Origin of the sequence: Gleimia coleocanis DSM 15436 (assembly GCF_000159015.1) — a bacterium.
Taxonomy (GTDB): Bacteria; Actinomycetota; Actinomycetes; order Actinomycetales; family Actinomycetaceae; genus Gleimia; species Gleimia coleocanis.
Genome location: NZ_DS999543.1, coordinates 327413 through 352210, shown reverse-complemented (window position 1 = coordinate 352210; position 24798 = coordinate 327413). Strand labels below are relative to the sequence as shown.

The following is a 24798-nucleotide window of genomic DNA, read 5'->3' as shown; positions in this document are numbered from 1 at the left end:
GCATCGTTTACCTACTCTTCTAGGCTACTCCTCTTCCCCCTTGTTTTTTGCAGATTACGCGTCCCAAGACAAATCTGTCCGAACACCTTTAGCTACCAAGCCAGGGTCAGCACTAAGAGGCGTACGTGGCTTCTCATAACGCTTATCCGTATTCCACCAAGGCATCCAACCAACGTAACCATCACGTGGAGGTTGCAAAGAATCCGGTTCAAAACCAAGCTCCGCTGGAGTTTCTGGAATCATATCAGTCTGGAAGTACTTATCCTTATCATCAAAATGAGCGCGCACGATATCGCGGAACTCACCCAACTCAAAATAAAGATTATTAGTAATTGGGTTTCGTCGCGTCTTCACAATCTTGTAAAGCCAGTAAATAAACAGACCAATATTGAAAACTAACGCAGCAGCAGCACACACTATATTGGCAACCGGGTTCATAGTCGCAAAGTTATTCATATGTGCTGGTGGAACCAAAATCTCTGGAAGCAAGTTATTAGCAGCAATCCAGAACATCAACGTAAAGCAACGGAACCAAATCCACTGACCCTTAGCCCAAGTAAAAGCAGGAATCGTACATGCCAACAACAAAGCTAAAGTACAGTACCAGGTATAGTCAGCTAACGCATTATAAAGGAAAGCGTGGTTCCACAAATCATAGGCAACCACCCATGGCCAAACCATATCAACCCAGATTAAACCACGAACTTTTTGCTTACCCTCAGAAGTAATCGCAATCTTCCCTAGACCAGTAATAGTTATGATGTTTAAAACGCCTGCAATCGCCGACATGATATTCCAGTAACCACCGATGGTACGGAAACCCGTAGCAGGGTCGATACCGACGTGATTAGCTTTGAAATTATCTGCAACTGCTTGATACCACTCTGGTGAGTGCAATGGAGCGGTAACCCCACGGGTTTCAGGTAACCCGTTAATCATGTCGATTCCTTGACGAGAATCATTTATGCTCTGCAAACATTCCGCAGACGCCCCACAAGCATAGTAATTATCCGCTTCAAAGAAAATCGTAATATCCCGGATATTAGCTTCCATAATATTGACAGCCAACCCAATCCACAAAGCAACGCCTAGCCAAATTGCGTAACGGTGAGCCTTAACTGGATTACGTTTACCATAAACCAACAGAGTTCCTGTCATAGTTGCAGTAGCAACCATAATGGCGTATTTACCGAATGGGAACCAACCAACCATCGGAGTACCGTGAATAGCCGCGTATGGCATCATCGCCAGCCCACCGATAGTCCACAGTGCAAAAATAGTCCAGTTCCAACGACGGTTAATTTCTGCTATTGCAATCTGAGCAACAAACACAACTAGCCAAATCGCGTAAACCTTTGGCGTCCCTAGTTCCCACAAGAACAAAGATTCCATCATGCACCCAACTTCATCATTGAAATTATTTATTAGTCTATTAAAAATAAAATTACTCTTACCTAGCCTACCTTAGGTGAATCTAAGCCCAAATAGACTAAAAGACCTAATTATTTTTCCTACTTTTATTTTCTCACCTTCATTTATGATTCTGATTCATAGGCTTGCCCCGATAACGTTTTTTAGTGTTACCCTGAAAATAGGTTTGAGGGTTCTCAAACCCTAATTTTGTTTAGAAATAAATGCATTAAATATTTAACTAAGTGAGTTGTCCAATGACGAAACAAATCACCATTAACATAAACCCTAAGGCCATCGCCAAAGTTGCCGGCGCGCTTGGTGTAGCTGGTCTCTCCGGTCTAATCGGATTCTCCCAACTCAGCGGTAAAGCCACCAAAGCCGAACAAGAATGGGTTTACCCGGCAGATGACATTATCGATGCAAACTATAAGAACGGTCGCTCCTCCACCTACGCTATCGACATCGATGCTCCCGCATACGCCGTATACCGCATCTTCAAACAAATTGGCTGCGATAAATCTGGCTCATTCTCATCAGAATTCCTAGAACGCACTTTCGCTCGCCTACCATTCTTTAACTCCTACGAAATCCAGGAAGAATTCCAACAACCCGACTCCCTACTCCCCGGCGACGTAGCCGCATTCGATTACCACGGCATGACCATGGAATGGGCTGATGTCGTGCCAGGAAAATACCTAGTGCAATGGGTAGACACTAAAACCCCACCAGCCGCCCCAGGGTCCTACGCATTCCGTTTCCCCATGATGACCCACTATGCAGCAGCCTGGTGTTTTTACATCGTCCCCCTAAAAGGAAACCGTTGCCGCCTCATTAACCACTGGCGTATCGGTTTCGAACCAGACACAAAAACCGCAGCCGCAATCAACTGGATCAACATTGAACTAATTGGTGGCTGCATGGCCCACCTACAAAACCTATACGTAAAACGCGTAGCAGAATTCCGTAAAAAGGAACAGTGGCACGGCAAATTCATGCGCGGCGTCCTCGGTGGCCGCTTCTGGTCCAAGACCCCAGCAGGACGTTGGGATGGTACCCCACTATTCGAAGATACCTACACTCAATGGATGCGATACGGTCGTCAATCACCAGCAGTTGCAGAAATCCGCCCTCCAGTAACTGACAATCCTGAATGGCCACCAACTGGTCCAGATTCCCCTTGGGCAGATATTGTCGATCCCGAATATTTCGACGGTTGGACTGAACCAAAGTTCGATTGGAATGAACAGATTCGCCAGAAGATGGAACGTACTTACCTAGAAAACTGGGGTAAGGAAGCCTGATTTTAAGGAGATTCCATGAACGTCGATTACCCTACCCTACTCTTCTTCGAAGTAGGAGAATGGTGGGACTACCTAATGCTCGCCATCGTAATCTTCGGATTAGCATTCGGAGCTTGGCTGGCACAGCGCTCCAAGTGGTTCGCAATTACCACTTTCATCGTAGTTCCAATCCTCCTCACCGTTTTTTGGTGGCCCTACTCCACTGCAGGAACCCATTCAGCTGGCTGGTTCGCAATAGTTAAACAGTACTCAGCTCTAGCTGGTTCTCTCTCCCTAGTAGCATTGCAGTATTTCCCAAAGCTCCAAAAATCCCGTCTGTACCTCATGTTGCCACCACTGATTCTGGCAGTAAACATTGCCGAAGCCGTCATACGCGACATACAGTGCTACAGCATTCACGGTGCTGACCCAGTAAATGGACTATGGACCTGGGGCGGACCATGGAACCTACTAAATGCCGCTGCCGGATTCCTCAATCTAATCATGATTTGTGGCTGGGCTGGCATCTACGTGGCAAACGATAAGAGTAAAGCCATCATCTGGACGGATTTAACAATCTGGTGGATTATTGGCTACGACCTGTGGAATCTTTCCTACGTCTACAACTGTTTATCTGACCGCGCTTGGTACTCAGGGGTAGCGTTGCTCCTAGCCTGTACGATTCCAGCCGTACTACCTTTCGGTAAAGGATCCTGGATTCAATACCGCGCATACACCCTGACCTATTGGTCTGCGGTGGTCCTGACTTTCCCAGCATTCATGCATGATTCGATTTTCGCTCACCGTCCAAGTCACTCTGCGACCGCAATGCTGATTTTGGCAGTAGCATCCTTCGTATTCAACCTGGGAGTTTTCGTCTACCATGTGCGCCGGATTCTCGTTACCAAACGTAATCCGCTCACCCAGGAACTCTACTCAGATTTACCTGCTGCTCTGGAACTCTCAGAACGCACTGCTTCAGCAGAAGTTAAATCTGGAATTGCTGCAAGAATAGGTAAACTTCCTGAGCAACTGTGGCCACTACATAAGTAGCTATTACAGCAGATCATCCCGCGTCGAGTTTTTCAACTTTGGCGCGGGATTTTCTTTACCTTTAGCTTTGTATTTCTTTGAGACCTATAAGGTACCACCCTCGAGAATCTGAAATCTGCCACGCCGAATCGCTATCCTGCCAACTTTTCCGCGGGTTTTAGGGCATAATTAAACTACACTGCACGCCCGGTTGCCCAAAATGAGGTCGTAGGGGAAGACGGTCCTCAACAGATTGGAGCGATTATGACCGGAAGTTACACGCGCGGTGTCGTTTTTGTGCACTCTGCGCCTCCCGCGTTATGCCCGCACCTAGAGTGGAACCTCGCCAACGTACTCGGCTTAGAAGTTCGTTTAGAATGGGTTAAACAACCTGCTGAAGCCGGTACTTTCCGCACCGAATATGCCTGGGTCGGCCCAGTTGGCACCGGCGCTAAGCTTGCTTCCGCACTGCGTGGGTGGGATCAACTTCGCTACGAAATCACTGAAGAACCTGTCCGCGGGTCCGACGGCGCCCGCTGGTGCCACACCCCCTCACTGGGAATCTTCCATGCCCCTATGGATGTTTCCGGCAATATGACTATCCCTGAGGATCGGATTCGCTTTGCGATGGAGTCTGCTTCTTCCCTAGCAGAACTGCAAGAATCCTTAGAGTTAGCGATGGGACAGCCTTGGGATGATGAGCTGGAAGTATTCCGCTACGCTGGTGATGGTGTAGCAGTACGCTGGCTACACCAGGTCAGCTGAGTAGGTTTAAAGAAAGATAATAATGGGAACTTCAATCGCTGATTTATTAGGCATGCAGCTTCCAGAAGATCCAGTTTCGGATTCTTCCGAGGGCGGGGAATCTGGTGCTTCACCTGATAAAGTCTGGGAAACCGTGGTTGCAGCTATGCTGGATGTTTCAGATTTGCCGGCTGCAGATTACCGTTTAGACCTGCGTTTGCAAGAGGATTTTGATTTACATCCGATTGCTTTATTCGCGGTTGTATCACGCATTGAAGATGATTTGAAAGTAAAGTTGAAGGATTCTGAGGTTACTGAGTGCCAGACTTTAGCGGACTTAGTTGCCCTCGTTAAATCTGCCTAACTTACGTTTTCATACTGATAAGTGTAGAAAAACGTTTGCCCACATGAAAACCTACTTTCTCATGTGGGCAAACGTTTTAAAAGTTGCTTATTTTAAGTTCACAGTTTTTCGCGAACTTCCTTCATCGCCTTACGACGCATTGCACGATCCAGACGATCTAGGTAAAGCATGCCTTCCAGGTGATCACATTCATGCTGCAGGCAACGAGCCATCAGCTCTTCACCTTCGACGATAATCTTCTTACCATCTAAGTTGATGCCTTCAACCCGAGCGTACCAAGCACGCTTAGTTGGGAACCACAGACCAGGAACAGACAGACAGCCCTCATCACCGTCTTGGTATTCCTCTTCCATAGATGCTTCAACTAACTTTGGGTTAAGAACGTAGCCGATGTCGCCGTCGATGTTCCAAGAGAACGCGCGTAAGCCCACCCCAATCTGGTTTGCGGCCAGACCTGCACGGCCATCCATATCTACGTTTTCCAGTAGGTCTTCTACCAGACCTTTTACCTTATCGTCGATGTCAGTAATCCACTCGCAAGGAGTACGAAGTATTGGGTCGCCGATTACTCGAATTTCACGGTAGGTCATCGGTTAGACTCCCGGTTCTCTTCCAAAACGCGCAGTATTTCTGCGCTTGCTTCTGCTACTGGAAGTTCTACTGCAGTACCGTTGCGACGGTCGCGTAGTTCCACTACCCCATCCTTGAGGCCACGGCCAACTACCAGCACATATGGCATGCCCAACAGTTCCGCGTCAGCGAACTTAACGCCAGCGGATACCTTTGGACGATCATCGTAGAGTACGTCAAACCCAGCGTCGGATACTGCCTTAGCAATGGAACCAGCAGTTTCGAATAGTTCTTCGCCCTTACCAGTTGCCAGTACCTGCAGGTGGAATGGAGCTAAAATCATTGGCCATGCCAAGCCGTTTTCGTCGTTGCAAGATTCTGCTAGTGCCGCCAGTACACGGGAAACGCCCACACCATAGGAGCCCATGGTAACTACCTGGGTCTTACCGTTCTGGTCCAGAACTTTCAGGTCCAGTGCTTCTGCGTACTTCTTACCCAGCTGGAAGATGTGACCGATTTCGATACCGCGAGCTAGTTCCAGTGGCCCGGAGCCGTCTGGTGCTGGATCGCCTTCACGGATTTCAGCTGCTTCGATAGTACCGTCAGCAGTAAAGTCACGGCCCATAACTAGGTTGTAAACGTGCTTATCTACTTCGTTGCCACCAGCAATCCAAGAGGTACCTTCAACTACTCGTGGATCTACGAGCAGGCGTACGGAACCAGAAATCTTACCGTCTTCGTCTACGGTACGCAGTGGAGAGTTTGGACCACAAGCCTGTGGACCAAGGTATCCGGCAACCAGCTCAGGGTGATTTTCGAAGTCAGCGGCTGATGCCATTTCAACTTCAGCTGGGGAAACAGCAGCTTCCACGCGCTTCATGTCTACTTCACGGTCGCCTGGAATAGCGATAACCATTACCTCACGCTCACCATCTGGGTGGGTCAGAGCAACTACTACGCTCTTAAGCATATTAGCTGCAGTCCAATCACCTTCAGCGCGTGGATAGTGTTCGTTGGAGTATTCGACCAGTGCTTCCATAGTCTTTGCGCCTGGGGTTTCGTGAACGCTGAATGCAGGTACGTTAGTCGCGTCAACTGGCGCTGGGACTGGAGTGGTTACTGCTTCAGCATTTGCTGCGTAACCGCCTGGGGAGCGCACGAAAGTGTCTTCACCGATTTCACATGGGTGCAAGAATTCTTCAGAACGGGAACCACCCATTGCACCGGACATTGCTGAGCAGATAACGTATTCCAGACCGAGGCGTTCAAAAATACGCTGATATGCCTGACGCTGCAGGTCGTAAGACGTGTTCAAACCTTCTTGGTCAATATCAAAGGAGTAGGCATCCTTCATCACGAATTCACGACCACGAATCAGACCTGCACGTGGACGGGCTTCGTCACGGTACTTAGTCTGAATCTGGTAGAGGGTTACTGGCAGGTCCTTGTAGGAAGAGTACATATCCTTAACCAGCAGAGTGAACATTTCTTCGTGAGTTGGAGCCAGCAGGTAGTCAGCGGCCTTACGGTCACGTAGTTTGAAGAGAGTTGGGCCGTATTCTTCCCAACGATTGGTCTTTTGATATGGTTCTGCTGGTAGTAGTGCTGGGAAGTGAACTTCCTGTGCGCCAACAGCATCCATTTCTTCACGGACAACTTTTTCAATCCGCTTCAGAACCTGCAGACCAAGTGGTAGCCAAGTGTAGATACCCGGTGCAGTACGACGAATGTAGCCGGCACGAACCAGCAGCTTGTGGCTGGTTACTTCCGCGTCTGCTGGGTCTTCGCGCAGGGTACGCACGAAGAAACTTGACATATTCTTCAACATTTAGAGACCTCTATCTTCAGTGTTTTAAAAATTCGGGGTGGCTTTAATCAGCCAACAATATCGATTTCGCCCGAGCCTGCTTCCAGACCCATTTCTTCAGCAAGGCGGTTAGCGTGTTCAATCAGGGTTTCTACAATCTGATCTTCGGAAACCGTAGCAACGGTCTTACCCTTAATGAAGATCTGGCCCTTACCGTTACCGGAAGCCACGCCTAAGTCAGCTTCACGGGCTTCACCTGGACCGTTTACGACACAGCCCATTACAGCGACACGCAAAGGTACTTTCAGGTCTTTCAACCCTTCAGATACCTGTTCTGCCAAGGTATAAACGTCTACCTGTGCGCGACCACAAGATGGGCAGGAAACGATTTCCAGTGTACGTTCACGCAACCCCAAGGACTGCAGGATTTCAATGCCAACCTTAACTTCTTCCACTGGTGGCGCAGACAGGGAAACTCGAATCGTATCACCAATCCCCTGGCGAAGCAGTGCACCGAAAGCAGTAGCAGACTTAATGGTTCCTTGGAACTGTGGGCCAGCTTCAGTTACCCCCAAGTGCAGTGGCCAGTCACCGGAGTCAGCCAGGATCTCGTAGGCGCGAATCATGGTGATTGGGTCGTGGTGTTTCACGGAAATCTTGAAGTCATGGAAGTCATGTTCTTCAAAGAGAGAAGCTTCCCACATAGCGGATTCAGCCAGTGCTTCTGGAGTTGCCTTACCGTACTTTTGCAGCAGACGTGGGTCCAAAGAACCTGCGTTCACACCAATACGCAAAGAAACCCCTTGGTCACGCGCCGCTTTGGTGATGTCTTTAACCTGGTCATCAAATTTACGAATATTACCTGGGTTTACGCGTACTGCTGCGCAACCACCTTCAATTGCAGCGAAAACGTACTTCGGCTGGAAGTGAATGTCTGCAATAACCGGGATCGTAGATTTTTTCGCGATAATCGGCAGAGCTTCAGCGTCATCTGCGGAGGGGCAGGCAACACGCACGATATCGCAACCAGCTGCGGTTAATTCCGCAATCTGCTGCAGGGTGGCGCCGATATCAGTGGTTTTGGTGGTGGTCATTGACTGCACGGATACAGGAGATCCCCCACCAACCGGGACGTCTCCTACATGGATTAAGCGGGTTTGGCGGCGTGGAAAGCCAGCAAACTCTTCTGGAGTCTTAATCCGTGGCATACCTAAAGAAATTTCACTCACGGTATCTATTATCCCTCAGAATTAGCGAAAACGCCTAACTGTGCACGGACTTTTCCACGATTTTTTACACAGTTTCCCACCCTGGCTCTTATTTCCCGAGGGCGTCCCACTCATCACACCGTTTAAGGCAAGTGAATCGGGTTCCACAGGTCTGCAAAGACCAGAATCAGAGTCATAATCCCAAAGAATCCGACCATGATTTGTGCTAATGGAACGAGCTTCGCCGTATCAGCTGGACCTGGATCAGGTTTTCCAAGTAAACGAAATACAGCTCGCCTTCCGCCCTCGTAAATCGCGCCCGCAATATGCCCACCATCTAAAGGTGGTAGCGGAATCATATTAAAAACGAATAATGCCAAGTTCAAGGAAGCCCACAACCCTAACAGGGCGCTAAATCGATCAAGTAACGTCGCAGGCGAATCCGCAGCCGTTACTTCCCCAGCAATGCGGCTAACCCCCACGATCGAAAGCACGCCGTCAGGCTGTCGTTCCGCTCCGGAAACCAAACCCACAGCAGTATTCCAAACCTGCTGAGGTAAAACCAAAACAATCCCAGCAGTCTGTTGCAAGCCCTGACCAGTCTGGGAAAGAACATCTCCAAAACTGCCGTGAACCCGTTCAATCGAACCCACGATACCAAGTTTCAATGAGCCCTCATATTCAACCGGGGTAATCTGCGTACGCTGTTCTTTCCCAGCACGAATGTACTTGAGTTCTACCGGCTGAGTAACACCATCTTTAACAGGTAAAGTTGCCAAAATCTGCCCCAAATCAGCAAATTTTTCTACCGGTTTCCCTGCTAAAGCAACTACCCTATCCCCCGCTTGCAAACCCGCAGCTGTAGCTGGGGACGCCGGGTGACTAGCAGTACAAGAAGTTTCTAAGGTTCCTAAACACATCAGGGGCTTAGAAACCGTTGGAACAGGCTGGTTTATCCCAAATCCCATGATTACCACGGCTAAAAGAACTACCGACAGTACCAGGTTCGTAAGCGGGCCCCCAAACATGACCACCAGTTTATGCCAAGTCTTAAGCTTGTAGAATACTTGGTTCTCTCTACCTGCAGGGACTTCTGAAGCGGAATGTTGGCGCGCCTCCTCAGCTAAAGTAAGTTGCCCACCCTTAGTATGAGTTTTCGTACCCGGACGAGCGGGAGCAAACATACCGACTAAACGTACGTAACCACCCAGCAGGATAGCTTTCACACCGTACTCGGTATCTCCTTTTTTGACTGACCAGAGTTTCGGGCCGAAACCAATCATGTATTCCGGGACGTAAACGCCGAATTTCTTAGCGGGAAGAAGATGACCAAGCTCATGAATCGCAACGGAAATTACGATTGCTAGAATCATCAGAAAAATGCCCAGAACGTACATGAAATGCCTCTTTCCTACAGTTTAGATACACGCTCCGTGGCTGCTGTAACCGCCCAATCTTGGACGCTGAGAATCTCGTCCAAAGTTGGGTTTACTAACCCTTCATGTGCATCAACAATCTCAGCTACAGTATCTACAATCGCCAGGTACGGCAACTTTTCACGTAAGAATGAGTCTACGCAAACTTCATTTGCAGCGTTCATTACTGTCGGATGCGTATCTGATGTTGCTACGCTGTGGCGGGCTAAGTCTAATGCTGGGAAAGTTTCATTATCGACAGGTTCGAAGGTCCAGGCGGTGGGCTGGTCCCAAACACAGGCTGGTTCAATGTCGTCCCAACGGTGCGGCCAAGAGAGCGACAGGGCAATCGGCAGATGCATGCTTGGTGGGCTGGCCTGTGCGATGGTGGCACCATCTTTGAAAGTAACCATTGAATGTACGATGGATTGTGGGTGGATTACCGCTTGAATATCTTTAGGGGCGATATCGAAAAGCACATGTGCTTCGATTAGTTCCAGCCCTTTATTCATCAGGGTTGAAGAGTTAATAGTAACTACCGGCCCCATGCTCCAGGTTGGGTGTTGCAAAGCTTGTTGAGCGGTAATGTTTTGTAAGTCGGCACGAGTTTTCCCGCGGAATGGTCCGCCAGAAGCGGTGAGGACTAAGTGGGCAACTTCTGTGTCACCCGTGATTTCAGGGACGGTTAGGCCTTTGCCGTGACGTCCTGAGAGCAAACATTGGGCGATCGCAGAGTGTTCGGAATCAACTGGGATAATTTGCCCGGGGCGTACGCAGGCTTTTTTGACCAGGGGCGCGCCAACCACCAGGGATTCTTTATTTGCCAGAGCCAGGGTAGCGCCAGATTCAAGCGCTGCGAGCGTAGGAAGGAGACCTACTCCCCCATTGATTCCGTTGAGAACAATCCCGTTTTCGTCGAGCATGCTAGCGACCGCGACGACGGCTTCCGGGCCGACAGAAACTTTTGCTACTACGCCTTTTTCGTGGAGCAGTTTTTCCAGTTCGGCTTTATTCCCAGAATAAATTGCGATTTCTCGAGGACGGTGTGCCTGGGCTTGTTCTGCCAGGAGTTGCAGGTTACCGCCACCAGCTGCTAACGCAGCAACTTTAATGCGTTCGGGGTATTTCGCTACAATGTCCAGGCACTGTGTGCCGATGGAACCAGTAGAACCCAGCAGCACCAGTTCGCGCCTGTTCATGTTTTAGCTTTCTACGGATAGTAGGATTTCGATTACGCGAGCCAGGTAAGCGTCTACTGCCCCTTCAACGTATGCTTTCTGTTCCTTCGCAGGTGGGAAGGTGAGTGAGCGAATTTCACGTACAGTGAGAGGCTCATTCTGGTCAAAGAAGTCTGCCAGGCGCGCCAGGAAAGCGTCTACTGCTTCAGCAGAATAGCCTGGCTGATCTTTTTCTGGGTGGGCGAAGCGTTCACCTTCCGGGCGAGACAAACGTGGGTAAAGAGTGGTTGCTCGGTCTGCTACGTGTGCCAGCCAAGCAGCTTCACCGTTTACTGCCACGTGGTTTGCACGGTCACGCTGAATGAAACCGCCTTCCATACGGTCCAGGGCAGCGTCAACGGTGTATGGGTCGTAGCCACCACGAACCAGAGGGAACATTGCTCGGCGTACCTGTTCTGCAGAGAACTCGGAAGCAGGCAAACCACCCGTGTATGCCTGTTCTGCGAATTCGAAGAATTCATCTACTGCAGCAGTGTCGTAGCCCTTCTTCAGGAACTTAACGCGAGGGAACTTACCCTTCATTTTGCTTCCTCTTCCTTTGCAACGGTGGTAGCCAGCTGACCGCAAGCACCATCAATATCTGATCCTCGAGTGTCACGAATAGTAGTTGAAATACCGTTCTTCCGCAGGATTTCAACAAATTCCTGCTGGGCTTTCTTAGTTGAAGCCGTCCAGATGGAACCTGGTGTTGGGTTCAGTGGAATCGGATTAACGTGAGCCCAACCATGACCGCGTTTATTCAGCTCGTCAGCTAAAAGCTGCGCACGCCACGCATGATCATTCATATCACGAATCAAAGCGTATTCAATGGAAACGCGACGCCCCGTTGCCACAAAGTAGCGTCGGGCTGCGTCTAGCAACTCCCCTACTTTCCAACGCGAGTTAATAGGAATAAGCTCGTCACGTAGCTCATCATCAGGAGCATGTAGGGAAATCGCTAAAGTAACTGGATGTCCAAGTTTTGCCAGCTTATCGATAGCTGGGACTAGACCAACCGTTGAAACCGTAATATTGCGTGCAGACAGACCAAAGCCCTCTGGGGACTCCTTAATCAAACGATCCAGGGTTTCGACAATCGCCTTGTAGTTGGCCAGTGGCTCTCCCATACCCATGAATACGATATTCGACAGTCGGGTTGGACCGCCCTCCAGATCCCCATCTTCACAAGCTTTCGCTGCCAGACGAACCTGCTCAACGATTTCCGCAGTTGAAAGATTACGAGTCAGGCCCATCTGCCCAGTTGCGCAGAAAGGACAAGCCATACCGCACCCAGCCTGCGAAGAAATACACAGGGTCGTGCGCTGCGGGTAACGCATAAGGACGGATTCCACGCGAGAACCATCAAAAAGTTCCCACAGATGTTTAATAGTTAAACCGCCGTCTGCTTCCAGTGTGCGCACTGGCTTAACCAGGGTTGGCATCAAAGAATCTCGCACCTGATCTACCATGTTTTTTGGCAGGTCGGACATTTGTGCTGGGTCTGCAACATAGTTGCCAAAGTAATGGCGAGAAAGCTGGTCGGCGCGGAAAGCCGGTAAACCAGCATCTTTCAGTACCTGCTTACGTCCAGATAAATCTAAATCAGCCAAGTGAGAAGGCGCTTTACCGCGACGCTTCGCAGTAAACTGCAATACCGGTTTCGCATCCGGAGAAGTTGCCCCCTCTGGAGCCTGGTCAGTAGGCATAACCTGCCGACCGGAACGGTTAAGATTTACAGGAACTTTCACCATGGAAGGGCAACTCGCAATACCAAATAGACTACAGGAGCTACCATCAGCAAAGAGTCCATGCGGTCCATAAGACCACCGTGCCCTGGTAGCAGATTCGACATATCTTTCAAGCCTACGTCACGTTTAATCAAGGATTCGACCAAATCACCCGTAGTTGCGGCAATAGTAGTCAAAATCGCAAGAATAATGCCCCACCACCAGGAAGCACCCAGATAAACCATCCCGCCAACGCCCACAGTGATGGACGCCAGGATAGAACCTGCAAAGCCTTCCCACGATTTCTTAGGGGAAATCTTGGGTGCCATAGGGTGTTTTCCGAAAGTAATTCCTGCTGCCCAACCACCTAAATCGTTAGCTACAGCTAGAGCAATGAATAGCATTACTGCCGGAATCTTATAGGGGGACGCTAAGATGAACACCACGAAAGATGCCAGCAATCCCACGTAAACCAGTGAGAAAGCAGTGATCATCACGTCCATCAGAGCGTTTTCCCCAGTGCCGTCTAAAACTCGCCAGATAGCGATAGCGGCAATAGTGAAGCACAGGGCCGCTAGGACTGCTTCCAGTCCTAGCGTCCATGCACAAATAATCATGCCAACCGCGCCAATCCAGGCGGGAGGCAAAACTACTTGATGACCTTTACGAGCGAATGCACCAGCTAATTCCCACAGGGCAACTACAGCAAACGTGGACATCAAAACTAGGAAAGCAATATTCGATAAGAACAGGGCTCCCAGTGACACAAATGCCATGCTAAAGCCCACAGCCAGTGCAGCTGGGAGATTACGACCAGCTTTACCAGAAGCCGGAAGTGGCTCATGGTTTTGGGTGGGACCTGGGTGAATTAACTGTTGCAAGTTCAAAGTAAAGCTCCTCAGACCGTCATCAGGTCCTTTTCCTTAGCATCCAGTTCAGCATCAACCTTAGCTACGAAATTCTTGGTGAGGGTTTCAAGTTCTTTTTCTGCGCGTTCTACTTCGTCTTCGCCAGCTTCGCCGTCTTTCTTGATACGATCGAGTTCTTCCTTAGCCTTACGACGAACGTTACGGATGGAAACACGGCCGTCTTCTGCCTTGGACTTAGCCAGTTTCACATATTCCTTACGACGTTCTTCAGTGAGTGCTGGCAGAGTGCAGCGGATTACGTTACCGTCGTCAGTTGGGTTTACGCCCAGGTCAGATTCGCGGATAGCAGTGATAATAGCCTGCATTGCAGAGCGGTCATATGGGCTTACCAGCACCATACGTGCTTCTGGAATCTGTACGGATGCCAGCTGCTGTAGTGGAGTTGGGGCGCCATAGTAATCTACCAGCAGGCTGTTGAAGGTTTCTGGGTTTGCACGACCGGTACGGATATTACCGAATTCGCGTTTAGTAGCTGCCAGTGCTTTTTCCATGCCTTCTTCGGCAAGTAGCATTGCGTCTTCAATCATGATTACTCCTTGGGTGAGGTTAGGGTCTTAGTTTAGTGGTTCAGTGGATACCAGGGTACCGATCTTTTCCCCCAGCAGGGCTGCGGTGACGTTACCGGGTTCAGTCATGCCGAATACGCGCATGTTGAGTTGGTTATCCTGGCACAGTGAGAACGCTGCTGCGTCCACCACTTTCAGGCCCTGTGCCAATGCGTCACTGTAGGTGACGAAGTCAATGCGGGTAGCGTCAGGGTTCTTACGTGGGTCATCAGTGTAAATACCGTCCACGCCGTTCTTTGCTACCAGTAGTTCATCACAGCGGGTTTCCAGAGCGCGCTGTGCGGAAACAGTGTCAGTTGAGAAGTATGGTAAACCAGCACCGGCACCAAAGACTACTACACGTCCCTTTTCCATGTGACGGATAGCTTTCAATGGAATGTATGGTTCAGCAACTTGCCCCATAGAGATAGCGGACTGTACGCGGGTAGTAACGCCTTCTTGTTCCAAGAAATCCTGCAGTGCCAGCGCATTCATGACAGTGCCAAGCATACCCATGTAGTCTGCACGCGCACGGTCTAAACCATTTTGTGAAAGGGTTGCGCCACGGAAAAAGTTACCGCCGCCTACTACGATTGCTACTTGTACGCCTTCGACTACTGCTTTAGCAATCTGGGCTGCTACGGAACGCACCACATTTGGATCTAGCCCAATGGAGCCGCCACCAAATACTTCGCCGGATAATTTCAAAAGGACGCGACGTGGTTTATTCGCTGATTCAGACATTAGTTCTCCTGCGTTCCGCGTATGTTTGCACTGTGTGGTCGGTAGCTTGCAGACTTAAGCCTAAGTTACCGTTTCTATAATACCGGCTTAGAGCTGTTTTCGTGATAATCCCACTCTTACCTGCGCGAATTATCTTTCTGTTCGCACGCAACAAAATAGCCCTGTTTACACGATTAGAAATCTAACCGGCAAACAGGGCTATTTAGCGACTAGTATCAGGCGCCAACCTGTACGCGTACGAAAGACTGTACGGATGCACCAGCTTCAGCCAGTACAGCGGATACCTTCTTGGAAGGATCCTTTGCGAAGTCCTGATCTACCAGGCAGTTGTCCTGGAAGAAAGCGTCCAGACGACCTTCAACGATCTTTGGAACGATGTGTTCTGGCTTACCTTCGGAAAGGGTCAGCTTGGTCAGGGTTTCGCGTTCCTTTTCGATTACGTCTGCTGGAACGGTTTCACGGCAGACGAAATCTGGGGAGAATGCTGCAATGTGCATTGCAACGTCGCGGCCCAGGCCAGCCAGGGTTTCAGAGCCTGCTACCAGAACGCCAACCTGTGCTGGGAGGTCAGCAGAAGTCTGGTGCAGGTACAGTGCAACATTGTCGCCTTCTACGCGAACAACGCGGCGAACCTGAATCTTTTCGCCAATAACTGCGCCCATGTTGTCAACCAGGTCAGAAACCTTGCCGTCTTCAACTGGTGCTGCCAGCAGTGCATCTACATCAGCTGCTCCGGAAGCTACTGCAGCTTCCAGTACCTTGTTTGCGAATGCGATGAACTTTTCGTTCTTTGCAACGAAGTCGGTTTCAGAGTTAACTTCAACCATTACGCCGACCTTGTTGTCGACTACGGTGCCAGCAATCAGACCTGCGGATGCGGTACGGTCTTCACGCTTTGCAAGAGACTTCAGGCCGGAAAGGCGAATGATTTCCAATGCCTTTTCCTTGTCGCCGTTAGCTTCTTCCAGAGCCTTCTTAACGTCCATCATGCCTGCGCCGGTCTGGTCGCGCAGTGCCTTTACGTCGGCTGCAGTGTAGTTAGCCATTTTTATCCTTCTTTTGAGGGTTTATATGAAACAGTTAAGAAGCTCAGGCTTCTTCGGTTTCAGCTGGTGCTTCTACTGGAGCTTCTTCAGTTGCCAGCAGGTCGCGTTCCCATTCAGCCATTGGCTCTGCTTCAGCTGCTTCGCCTGCGCGGTTGCGCTTTTCGGAGCGTGCTACCAGGCCTGCTGCTACAGCGTCAGAGATTACGCGGGTCAGGATGCCAACGGAGCGGATTGCATCGTCGTTGCCTGGGATACCGTAATCTACTTCGTCTGGGTCACAGTTGGTGTCCAGGATTGCAACAACTGGGATGTTCAGCTTCTTAGCTTCAGCAATTGCCAGGTGTTCCTTCTTGGTGTCTACGATCCACAGTGCGGAAGGTACCTTCTGCATGTCGCGGATACCGCCGAGGGAACGAGCCAGCTTTTCCTGCTCACGACGCATCATCAGCAGTTCCTTCTTGGTGCGACCAGAGGATGCTACGTCGTCGAAGTCAATCTGTTCCAGTTCCTTCATGCGCTGGATACGCTTGTATACGGTGTTGAAGTTAGTCAGCATACCGCCCAGCCAGCGGTGGTTTACGTATGGCATGCCTACGCGCTGTGCCTGCTCTTCGATTGCTTCCTGAGCCTGCTTCTTAGTACCAACGAACAGAATGTTGCCACCGTGTGCAACGGTTTCCTTCACGAATTCGTAAGCGCGATCGATGTCTGCAACGGTCTGGTGCAGGTCGATGATGTAGATGTTGTTACGTTCGGTCAGGATGAAGCGCTTCATCTTTGGGTTCCAGCGACGGGTCTGGTGGCCGAAGTGAACGCCGCTTTCCAGGAGCTGACGCATGGTTACAAGTGCCATGACTTGGTTCCTTTCAAATACCTTAAAGCAGGTATTTATTTTCAGGAGTACCGGGCTTTCGCGCGGTTACTCAGTTTCAGTTGTTTACCAGTTCAGGTTTGAACTGGCCCTAGCGCCCAGAATCCGCACTCTGCAAGTTTTTGCAAAGACTTCGCTTCTTCTCTTCACTGGGTTCCCCATTGGGGTTAGCCGTTTTGTGAAGTTGCGGGCGCGCGATAGTCACTTTTTACATAAAGTGCCTTGATAATCTTATCTGATTTGGCGGGATTTTGGCAGTGGCGGAATGGATTTTTCGGCAGGCGAGAATATGAGTTTATACACAGGCAGTTTTAGAGACGAGCTTATCCACATTCTCGAGGGCGGTTTGTTACAGCTACGCAAATATTTTGCAAAGATACTGCTATGACTCTCCCCCGTTTTACAGTTTGGCTGCTTGCCTTTTATCTAACTTGGTTACCCGCTAGCACAGCTAAGTCACCCAAACAGAACATTTGGTCTCCTCCGCTGTCTGGAACGCTAGTAGTTGGTGAACGCTTCACGCCCCCTGAATACACGTGGTTGTCTGGGCATCGAGGTGTTGATTTATGTCCATTGCCAGGTGCCGCGGTATATGCGCCCACCGCAGGTACGGTCATTTACGCAGGTGTGCTTAATGACCGGAAAGTTGTTTCTATTCGAACACCCTCTGGATTAAAAACTAGTTTTGAACCCCTCCAAGTAACGGTAAGTAAAAACCAACTCGTACAACCAGGGGATTTACTGGGGTATTTGGAACCTGGGCACGTAAGCAACGGAAAAGTCACTAACTGCCTACACTGGGGCGTACGGACCGATAACGGCAAGTACTTAAACCCACTGCAATTTTTAGTTGGCAGACCTAGGCTCTTACCTTGGACTGAACCGCCCTCGGGAAATCTGCATTCTAAGAATAGTAAGTCCGCTTATTCCACCGGATCTTCAATCGGTTCTGCCGGGTAAATCGGCGGAGCCGGATACTCCGCTTTCAAAGCCCGATATAAGCCAGCCATTACCGCAATAAGCACTAATGAGAACGGCAACCCCATAATAATCGTGGCGTCCTGTAAAGCGGGGATTCCATCAACTAAAAGCATTGCCACAGTCAATAAACCAGTCACGGCTGCCCACCAAATCTTCACCGCCGGATGCGCGTCCGTAGCTGAATCAGGCAGGTTAGATGACAAATTTCCCATCACTAAAGCACCGGAATCTGCGGAAGTCACGTAGAAAAGGAGCCCTACAAAAGTTGCCACTGCAATCACCACGGGAGCCAGCGGGAAATGCCCTAAAAGCTCATAAAACCCCTGCTCTGGCGATTCCAAAACTGTCTGCGCAAACGCCTTATCCCCCGCCTCAACCAGTGAAATAGCCGAGTTACCAAAAATAGAAATCCACATCAGCACGTACGCGAATGGAATAAACATGGTTCCGAAAATAAACTCGCGTAAGGAACGCCCCTTCGAGATACGTGCCAAGAACATACCAATGAAAGAAGCCCAGGCAATCCACCAAGCCCAGAAGAACAGAGTCCAGTCGCTCACCCAAGAAGTCAAGTCATCATAGGCGAAAGTATTTAGTACACGCGACGGGAACGTAGCGGTAAAATCACCAATATTAAGAGTTAGCGCACGAATCAACCAGTCTGTCTTACCAGTGATGAATACCCAGCCTGCCAAGGCAAGAGCTAACCAAATATTAAGCTGCGAAAGGAAACGAATCCCTTTTTCAATACCCGCTGTTGATGAGACTACAGTCATGATTACAGCGAATAAGATCAGTGCAATCTGCGCGCCAATCCCAACAGAAATGCCAAACAGAATCTGTAACCCCACATTCAGCTGGACTACGCCAATACCGAGCGTGGCAGCCACACCGAAAACGGTACCCAAAATAGCTGCAATATCAACTAAATCCCCCCAACGCCCCGGCAGACGCTCTTTCAAAATAGGAGCCAAAGCTGAACGCACCGCAAGCGGGCGGTTACGGTTATAAGCGAAGTAGGCTAAAGCGATTCCCATAAGAGCGTACATGCCCCAGCCAATTACCCCGTAGTGGAAAAGCGTCCAGGTGATGGCTTCCCGCGCTGCCTCTGGAGTTTGGGCAGTGCCGACTGGAGGATACATGTAGTGTGAGATTGGTTCAGCTACAGAAAAGAACATGATGTCCGTGCCGATGCCGGCTGCGAAAAGCATTGACCCCCACGCGAAAGTTGAGAACTCCGGTTTCGCATCCACGCCACCTAAGCGTACGTTTCCGAAGCGGGAGAACGCCAGGATCAGCACGAAAACGAGGATAGCTCCGGCTAGGCCAATGTAGAAGGACCCTAGCCAGCGACTAATCCAGTCCACTCCAGCACCCAAAATGGTTTGAGTTTGGGTGGGGAGGAAGATTGCCAGGCAGGCAACGAAGAGGACAGCCACCGAGGATCCAATGAAAACGTGTAGGTTCAGGGTTTGCGCTTTGGCGCGAAGTTTCGCTACGTCAGCTTTAGTTAGTTTCGGCTTGTAGCGGCGGGGCTTGGAGCTGTCCAACGGTTTATCCTCTTTTAGTTTTCTGTACTGTTCTAAGGATAGCTTTATTTCGTGTATTTATGCCCGTGGGTGGGCTTGGCGCATGATATTTGAAAGACGTACGGCGTCTACGTGGGTGTAGCGTTGCGTGGTGGCTAGGGACGCGTGTCCGAGCATGTCTTGTACGGTACGCAAATCTGCACCGCCCTCGAGCATGTGAGTGGCAGCGCAGTGCCGCAGGCCGTGGGGGGAAAGTACCGGCACGCCAGCTTGCACGCAGGCTTTTTCTAGGCATTCACGCACGATGCGCTGGTCGATTCTTCCCCCGCGTGAGCCAAGGAAGAGGGCCTGTCCGCTGCGTTCGTTTACGAGTTGGGGGCGTCCTTGTGTCACCCAGGCGCGCAGGGATTCCAAGGCGGGAGTTCCAAACGGGACTAGGCGTTCTTTGTTGCCTTTCCCGATAACGCGTAAGGTGCGGTTACTACCGTCCACGCTGGTGAGGTTGAGCCCCACAAGTTCAGCGACGCGGATGCCACACGAGTATAAGAGTTCACTAGTTGCCCAGTCGCGGATGGCATTTACGTTCCCGGTTTGGGCTGTTTCAACCAGGTGGTTAAATAGTTGGTTGATTTGTTCCAGGCTGAGAACTTGGGGCAAGTGGTTATCTACTTTAGCGGTTTTAAGTTTCAAGCTGGGGTCGCTGTTAAGGTGTCCTTGTTTGAGAGCCCAGGAGCTGAAGAGGCGGAGCGAGGCTGCGTAGCGGGCGACAGATGCCCGGGCGTGGCCTTTGCGAATCCGATTGGATAGGAAACTTCGCAGGGCTTGGCTATTGAAGTCTATTGGGGTGAATGGGTCGTTTCCGAAGCAGTATTCGAGGGCGGCTTTCACATCATTTTCGTATGCCCGTTGGGTGTGGGTTGAGAATCCTCGGAAGTGTTCTAGCCACGTGGTGAAGTCTTTTAACAAGGCTAGGTTAGTTTCATGCATTTCCTGCCTTGCCTTTCTGTTGTGCGCATTTTACTGATGATATGAAAATGACCTTGCTTTCACAGCAAGGTCATTAACTTGTACGCGAGAGGGGACTTGAACCCCTACACCAAAGGTACTGGAACCTAAATCCAGCGCGTCTACCAATTCCGCCACCCGCGCAGGTACTTTATAAGGATACCGGGTTAGTTCAGAAAAATAAAACTGAATCTACTTCCATTCGCCTTCTCGACGTGCGAATTCAATCACAGCATGCGCTAATACGCGGTTTCCACGATAAATTACCAAGGATTGTCCCGCAGCGATACCACGTACCATTTCACCCAGACGAATCTTAACGGTTTCAGTAGTTTTTTCTAATCCGACTACTGGAATAGCCCGCCCATGAGCCCGCATTTGTGCGTATAGACACTGATCATCGTCAGTTCCCATTTCTTGAGAAATTTCGGTCAAAACTTCGCCCTGGTCATCGGTTGCTAACCAGGTTAGTTCGTTTGCGCGGACTGTGTCGATGGAGAGCAGCGTGGCTGAGCCAACTACTACTTCATTGGTGGAGGGACGAGTTTCTAACACGTAACGTGGTTTACCATCTTCTGCTGGGCGATCAATCCCCAGGCCTTTTCGCTGTCCGACGGTATATTCAAAGTACCCGCGGTGGGTACCTAAAACGTTGCCGTCTGGGTCAACAATATTACCGGTATTCTCTCCCAGGCGGGCGCGCAGGAACCCTTGGGTATCTCCATCTGGGATGAAGCAAATATCGTAGGAGTCTGGTTTGTTAGAAACCCCTAGCCCACGAGCTTCAGCTTCTTCACGGACTGCTGTCTTAGAAGTAACGTCACCTAGCGGCAAGATTACGCGGTCGAGTTCTTCTTCCCCCATAACTGCCAGCACGTAGGACTGATCTTTAAGTAAGTCACGGGCACGCAACAACTGTTTACCGTTTGGTCCTTCTTCTACGCGCGCGTAGTGTCCAGTACAGACGGCATCAAATCCTAGAGCTTTGGCGCGTTCGGCTAGTTCCCTGAATTTTACGAACTCATTGCAGCGCACGCAGGGGTTTGGAGTGCGTCCGAGCTGGTATTGCTCAACGAAATCGTTAATAACGGTTTCTTCGAATTCTTCTGCGAGGTCCCACACGTAGTATGGGATTCCAAGGGTTTCGGCAGCACGAGCAGCGTCTACGGAGTCTTCCAGGGAGCAGCATCCACGTGCGCCCATACGGCAAGACTGCGGTGATGAGGACAGCGCCATGTGTACGGCAGTTACGTCATGACCGGCTTCTACGGCTCGTGCGGCAGCTACGGCTGAATCTACGCCTCCGGATAGGGCGGCTAATACTCTCATGGGTTCTTTCAGTTGCGTTTCTTTTTACTACGTTGGTCTAGTTTATCCAATGCCTGGGCTTGTTGCAGGGTGGAAGGCAGAGCTGTGAGGAAGCTATCGATATCAGCTTCTGTAGAGCCAGGGCCAAAGGATAGCCGTAAGACTCCCAGAGCTTGGGTTTCATTCCTGCCCATTTCCATGATTACCCTAGATGGCCGGGTGACCCCAGCGTGGCAAGCGGAACCTGCGGAAGCCCAGATACCAGCGCGGTCTAGGTTCAGCAGAACTGCTTCTGGATGTGCGGTGGGGATGCTGAGATGGGCAATGGTCGGAGCAATCTCAGCTGTGACAGTTTGGGTTACTTCAGCAGGGAGTTCTCCACGGTTTTGCAGGATTTTAATGCCATCCCACAAGCGTTTTTGAAGGGTTTCGCATCGTTTACGCAGCTCGTCGCGTTCTACTGTAGCCGCGTTCAAAGCAGCTGCAAAAGCGCAGGCTCCGGCAACGTCAACTGTTCCGGAACGGTATTTTAGTTCTTGGTCGCCACCGGGCCGATCAGTGCGTAGCGGGGTGCCTCGTTTAATTGCGAGGGCACCGATGCCCACTGGTCCACCTATCTTATGGGCTGACAGAGTGATTAAATCTATCCCATCCGCATGCAAATTCACTGGCAGAGTATGCAGGGCTTGGCATACATCTATATGAACCAGCGGTTTACGTGAGTACTTTTGCTCGTCATAGTTTTCATTGACGCGATCAACGATTTTTGCAAGTGGCTGAAGCGTCCCCGTTTCAGAACATACTAGGGAAAAAGAAATAACTCCGGCGTCTGGGCTGAGGCTCTCAACTACCGCTACCCCATTGGTATCTACTTCGAGGGTTTTAAATATGCCACCCTCACGTTCAATCACAGTTTGCTGATTCCATGACGATGGGTGGTCTGCAGCGCATACCTGGACTGCTGAATACCCGTGTTGGCGCATTCCCCGCCAGCTTCCGACGATTCCGAGGGCGTTTGCTTCAGTCGCTCCGGAAGTAAAAATAACTTCCGCGCGGTCTGCGCCCAAGTTATGCGCGATTGATTCTCGGGCATCTTCTAAAAGTCGACGAGCATTGCGTGCCCCCGAATGTAGGGCCGCGGGATTACCAGGCACTACGCGGAGTTCTTGGGTAGCACGCAACCACGCCTCTTCAGCTTCAGGGCGAAGAGGCGTGGTTGCTGCGTGGTCTAAGTAAACCATTTAGTTGTTTACTACTCCCAAGTTCCGTAGTTCTTCCAACGCCTGTGGAACGACTTCATTAATGTCACCCACAACTCCGAAATCAGTGAGCTCAAAAATTGGTGCGTCTGGGTCATCACAGACTGCCACGATCTTTTGGGAAGCTTGAATACCGCAAGTGTGGTGAACTGCGCCAGATACCCCCAGGCCGATGTAGAGGCGAGGAGCAATAGTTACCCCAGTTTGACCAACCTGCGCGGAGCGTTCAATCCAGCCCTCATCACAGGCCACGCGGGTAGCGCCCACGCCCGCACCCAAAGCATCAGCAAGTTCTTCAACCAAGGTGAAGTCGCCATCAACACCACGACCACCAATAACTGCGATTGGAGCTTCAGCCAACGCTACTCGACCGTCAGACCCCTGCTCTTCAGAAGAAACTACCTGCACTGCTTTAGCAGCCGCACTGTATTCTACTGGGACAGCAGTAACAGTTGGTGAGGTTACTGCTTCAGCGGCAACTGCTTCAACAGCAGATGGACGTAGGGAAATAATCGGGGTACCGCGAGCGACCTTGAAAGAAGTTGCCCAAGTGCCCCCAAGCACAGTCTTAGAAGCCTGAAGTTCACCGTCTACAACCTTGCAAGCAGTTACATCTACAGCTGCACCGGAGTGTAGTTTCGCGGCGAGGATACCTGCCACTTCCCGCCCTCGGTAATTAGAAACGTTGAGGACAGCAGCGTATTCTGCCTGGCGAATAACTGCCAACGCAGCGTCAGCAACAACAGCTGCAACGCGCGGGGAAACGCCACAGAGATCCGGAGTGAAGACTTCGGAAACTCCGTAAGCACCCAAAGCTTCCATATCCGGATCCGGATTCAGAGCTACAGCGTGAACTGGTCCGGCAGTCAAAGAACGAGCCAGGGTGAGAAGCTGCTGAGAAGGACCGGTAAGGGTAAATCCCTGTACTGGGTCGCCTACGTGGTCGGTGATTACAAGAATCGGATTAGTTAGCATTTTCAAACCTCACTTCAGCACGTCCGCTAGGAAGTGTGCGAGCTTCACGCCAGCATCACCACTGTCTTGAATTACAGTGCCGGCAACGCGTTCTGGTTCCTGATCAGCCCCCAGAATTTGCGTACCAGCGGACTCCGCACCCACCTGCACGTTATCCACATCAAATCCTGGAATATCATCCAAAGACCAAATATCCAGTGGCTTAGAACGAGCTGCCTTCATGGCTTTAAAGTTCGGGTAACGAGGGTCATTCACCTGGTCGGTTACAGAAATAACCGCTGGGAAAGACACCTGCAGGGTATCGGTGAAACCATCCGCTGAACGCTTCGCAGTTGCAGTAGTCTCAGTGATTTCAAGTTCAGATGCCAAGCCAACGTATGGCAGGTCAAGCTCTGCTGCTAAGGTAGCGGGGAGCATAGAAGTCATACCGTCGAGGCTGGCCATGCCAGTAAGCACCAAGTCCACTGGAGTTTCAGCGTGGAGGGCGCGAATAGTAGCTGCCAGTACCTGTGCGGTACCGACTGCGTCAGTACCTTCTAAGCGGTCATCTGCAACGACGATTGCGCGGTCTGTGCCCTTTTGTAGTGCCAGTAAAGCTGAGTCCTCAGCATCTTCTGGGCCCATTGTCACTGCAATGACTTCTCCACCCAGGTCTTCGACTGCTTGAACTGCTGCTTCAATGGCGTTTTCATCAAGTTCATTCAGGGTATCGTCTTCACCGCGTACCAAACGGCCGTCTTCAATGCGACGTTGGGATACCACGTCGGGGACGTGTTTGAAACAAACTACAACTCTCATACCTATAACAGTGCCATAAAAGTACCTCTAA

Annotated in this window: 24 protein-coding genes and 1 tRNA gene; 5 read left to right on the top strand and 20 right to left on the bottom strand. The window is 50.6% G+C overall.

The features are described from left to right. Positions 1-54 precede the first annotated feature (54 nt). Positions 55-1392, bottom strand: coding sequence for a DUF5692 family protein (locus HMPREF0044_RS03405; RefSeq protein WP_040312879.1), 1338 nt, complete (start codon positions 1390-1392; stop codon positions 55-57). 275 nt (positions 1393-1667) lie between these two features. Between HMPREF0044_RS03405 and HMPREF0044_RS03400 the strand changes: the two genes are divergently transcribed. The 4 genes from HMPREF0044_RS03400 (at position 1668) to HMPREF0044_RS03385 (ending at position 4833) form a co-directional block, all read left to right on the top strand. Continuing rightward, positions 1668-2714 carry a hypothetical protein gene (locus HMPREF0044_RS03400; RefSeq protein WP_006546710.1) on the top strand — a complete coding sequence of 349 codons (1047 nt, stop codon included), beginning with the start codon at positions 1668-1670 and terminating at the stop codon, positions 2712-2714. Positions 2715-2729: 15 nt separating this feature from the next. Continuing rightward, complete coding sequence (locus HMPREF0044_RS03395) at positions 2730-3746, top strand: DUF5692 family protein (protein ID WP_006546709.1); 1017 nt, start codon at positions 2730-2732, stop codon at positions 3744-3746. 243 nt (positions 3747-3989) lie between these two features. Then, the gene (locus tag HMPREF0044_RS03390) at positions 3990-4490 is read left to right on the top strand and encodes a DUF3145 domain-containing protein (protein ID WP_006546708.1); all 501 of its coding nucleotides are present in this window, start codon (positions 3990-3992) and stop codon (positions 4488-4490) included. A gap of 22 nt (positions 4491-4512) precedes the next feature. Beyond that, complete coding sequence (locus HMPREF0044_RS03385) at positions 4513-4833, top strand: acyl carrier protein (protein ID WP_006546707.1); 321 nt, start codon at positions 4513-4515, stop codon at positions 4831-4833. A 98-nt stretch (positions 4834-4931) separates the two neighbouring features. Here HMPREF0044_RS03385 and def read toward each other — a convergent pair whose 3' ends face one another. The 12 genes from def to rpsB all read right to left on the bottom strand — a co-directional run bounded on the left by def (position 4932) and on the right by rpsB (position 16894). After that, complete coding sequence (gene def / locus HMPREF0044_RS03380; protein ID WP_006546706.1) at positions 4932-5423, bottom strand: peptide deformylase; 492 nt, start codon at positions 5421-5423, stop codon at positions 4932-4934. Then, positions 5420-7231, bottom strand: coding sequence for a proline--tRNA ligase (locus tag HMPREF0044_RS03375; protein ID WP_006546705.1), 1812 nt, complete (start codon positions 7229-7231; stop codon positions 5420-5422). Before HMPREF0044_RS03375 ends, def begins: the two co-directional genes overlap by 4 nt. A 47-nt stretch (positions 7232-7278) precedes the next feature. Further along, complete coding sequence (gene ispG / locus HMPREF0044_RS03370; protein WP_211205082.1) at positions 7279-8418, bottom strand: flavodoxin-dependent (E)-4-hydroxy-3-methylbut-2-enyl-diphosphate synthase; 1140 nt, start codon at positions 8416-8418, stop codon at positions 7279-7281. 143 nt (positions 8419-8561) lie between these two features. Continuing rightward, the gene (locus tag HMPREF0044_RS03365) at positions 8562-9815 is read right to left on the bottom strand and encodes a M50 family metallopeptidase (RefSeq protein ID WP_006546703.1); all 1254 of its coding nucleotides are present in this window, start codon (positions 9813-9815) and stop codon (positions 8562-8564) included. A 14-nt stretch (positions 9816-9829) separates the two neighbouring features. Then, entirely contained in the window at positions 9830-11032 is a 1203-nt protein-coding gene (dxr, locus tag HMPREF0044_RS03360; RefSeq protein WP_006546702.1) for a 1-deoxy-D-xylulose-5-phosphate reductoisomerase, read from the bottom strand. A gap of 3 nt (positions 11033-11035) precedes the next feature. After that, complete coding sequence (locus HMPREF0044_RS03355) at positions 11036-11593, bottom strand: DivIVA domain-containing protein (RefSeq protein ID WP_006546701.1); 558 nt, start codon at positions 11591-11593, stop codon at positions 11036-11038. Next, complete coding sequence (rlmN, locus tag HMPREF0044_RS03350; protein WP_006546700.1) at positions 11590-12801, bottom strand: dual-specificity RNA methyltransferase RlmN; 1212 nt, start codon at positions 12799-12801, stop codon at positions 11590-11592. The genes HMPREF0044_RS03355 and rlmN overlap by 4 nt, the downstream gene beginning before the upstream one ends. Then, on the bottom strand, positions 12795-13664 hold the full coding sequence (locus HMPREF0044_RS03345; protein WP_084799317.1) for a phosphatidate cytidylyltransferase: 870 nt from the start codon (positions 13662-13664) through the stop codon (positions 12795-12797). Before HMPREF0044_RS03345 ends, rlmN begins: the two co-directional genes overlap by 7 nt. A gap of 11 nt (positions 13665-13675) precedes the next feature. Then, on the bottom strand, positions 13676-14233 hold the full coding sequence (frr, locus tag HMPREF0044_RS03340) for a ribosome recycling factor (RefSeq protein WP_006546698.1): 558 nt from the start codon (positions 14231-14233) through the stop codon (positions 13676-13678). Positions 14234-14260: 27 nt separating this feature from the next. Beyond that, positions 14261-14995: a UMP kinase gene (pyrH, locus tag HMPREF0044_RS03335; protein ID WP_006546697.1), complete on the bottom strand. Its 735-nt coding sequence runs from the start codon at positions 14993-14995 to the stop codon at positions 14261-14263. Between the two features lie 215 nt (positions 14996-15210). Continuing rightward, complete coding sequence (tsf, locus tag HMPREF0044_RS03330) at positions 15211-16041, bottom strand: translation elongation factor Ts (protein WP_006546696.1); 831 nt, start codon at positions 16039-16041, stop codon at positions 15211-15213. A 43-nt stretch (positions 16042-16084) separates the two neighbouring features. Further along, positions 16085-16894 carry a 30S ribosomal protein S2 gene (gene rpsB / locus HMPREF0044_RS03325; protein ID WP_006546695.1) on the bottom strand — a complete coding sequence of 270 codons (810 nt, stop codon included), beginning with the start codon at positions 16892-16894 and terminating at the stop codon, positions 16085-16087. 402 nt (positions 16895-17296) lie between these two features. Between rpsB and HMPREF0044_RS08420 the strand changes: the two genes are divergently transcribed. Beyond that, a complete protein-coding gene (locus HMPREF0044_RS08420) occupies positions 17297-17872 on the top strand; it encodes a M23 family metallopeptidase (RefSeq protein ID WP_084799316.1) in 576 nt (191 codons plus the stop codon). On the opposite strand, the gene HMPREF0044_RS03315 is transcribed toward HMPREF0044_RS08420, so the two are convergent. The 7 genes from HMPREF0044_RS03315 to HMPREF0044_RS03285 form a co-directional block, all read right to left on the bottom strand. Next, complete coding sequence (locus HMPREF0044_RS03315) at positions 17836-19443, bottom strand: BCCT family transporter (RefSeq protein ID WP_006546692.1); 1608 nt, start codon at positions 19441-19443, stop codon at positions 17836-17838. The genes HMPREF0044_RS08420 and HMPREF0044_RS03315 overlap by 37 nt on opposite strands. 57 nt (positions 19444-19500) lie before the next feature. Continuing rightward, complete coding sequence (locus tag HMPREF0044_RS03310) at positions 19501-20409, bottom strand: tyrosine recombinase XerC (RefSeq protein WP_006546691.1); 909 nt, start codon at positions 20407-20409, stop codon at positions 19501-19503. 81 nt (positions 20410-20490) lie between these two features. Further along, a tRNA-Leu gene (locus tag HMPREF0044_RS03305) sits at positions 20491-20571 on the bottom strand. 48 nt (positions 20572-20619) lie between these two features. Further along, a complete protein-coding gene (gene mnmA / locus HMPREF0044_RS03300) occupies positions 20620-21756 on the bottom strand; it encodes a tRNA 2-thiouridine(34) synthase MnmA (protein ID WP_006546690.1) in 1137 nt (378 codons plus the stop codon). A gap of 8 nt (positions 21757-21764) precedes the next feature. Then, entirely contained in the window at positions 21765-22976 is a 1212-nt protein-coding gene (locus HMPREF0044_RS03295) for a cysteine desulfurase family protein (protein WP_006546689.1), read from the bottom strand. Beyond that, positions 22977-23969 carry an electron transfer flavoprotein subunit alpha/FixB family protein gene (locus tag HMPREF0044_RS03290; RefSeq protein ID WP_006546688.1) on the bottom strand — a complete coding sequence of 331 codons (993 nt, stop codon included), beginning with the start codon at positions 23967-23969 and terminating at the stop codon, positions 22977-22979. It abuts the gene before it with no gap. 9 nt (positions 23970-23978) lie between these two features. Further along, complete coding sequence (locus HMPREF0044_RS03285) at positions 23979-24767, bottom strand: electron transfer flavoprotein subunit beta/FixA family protein (RefSeq protein ID WP_006546687.1); 789 nt, start codon at positions 24765-24767, stop codon at positions 23979-23981. Positions 24768-24798 lie beyond the last annotated feature (31 nt).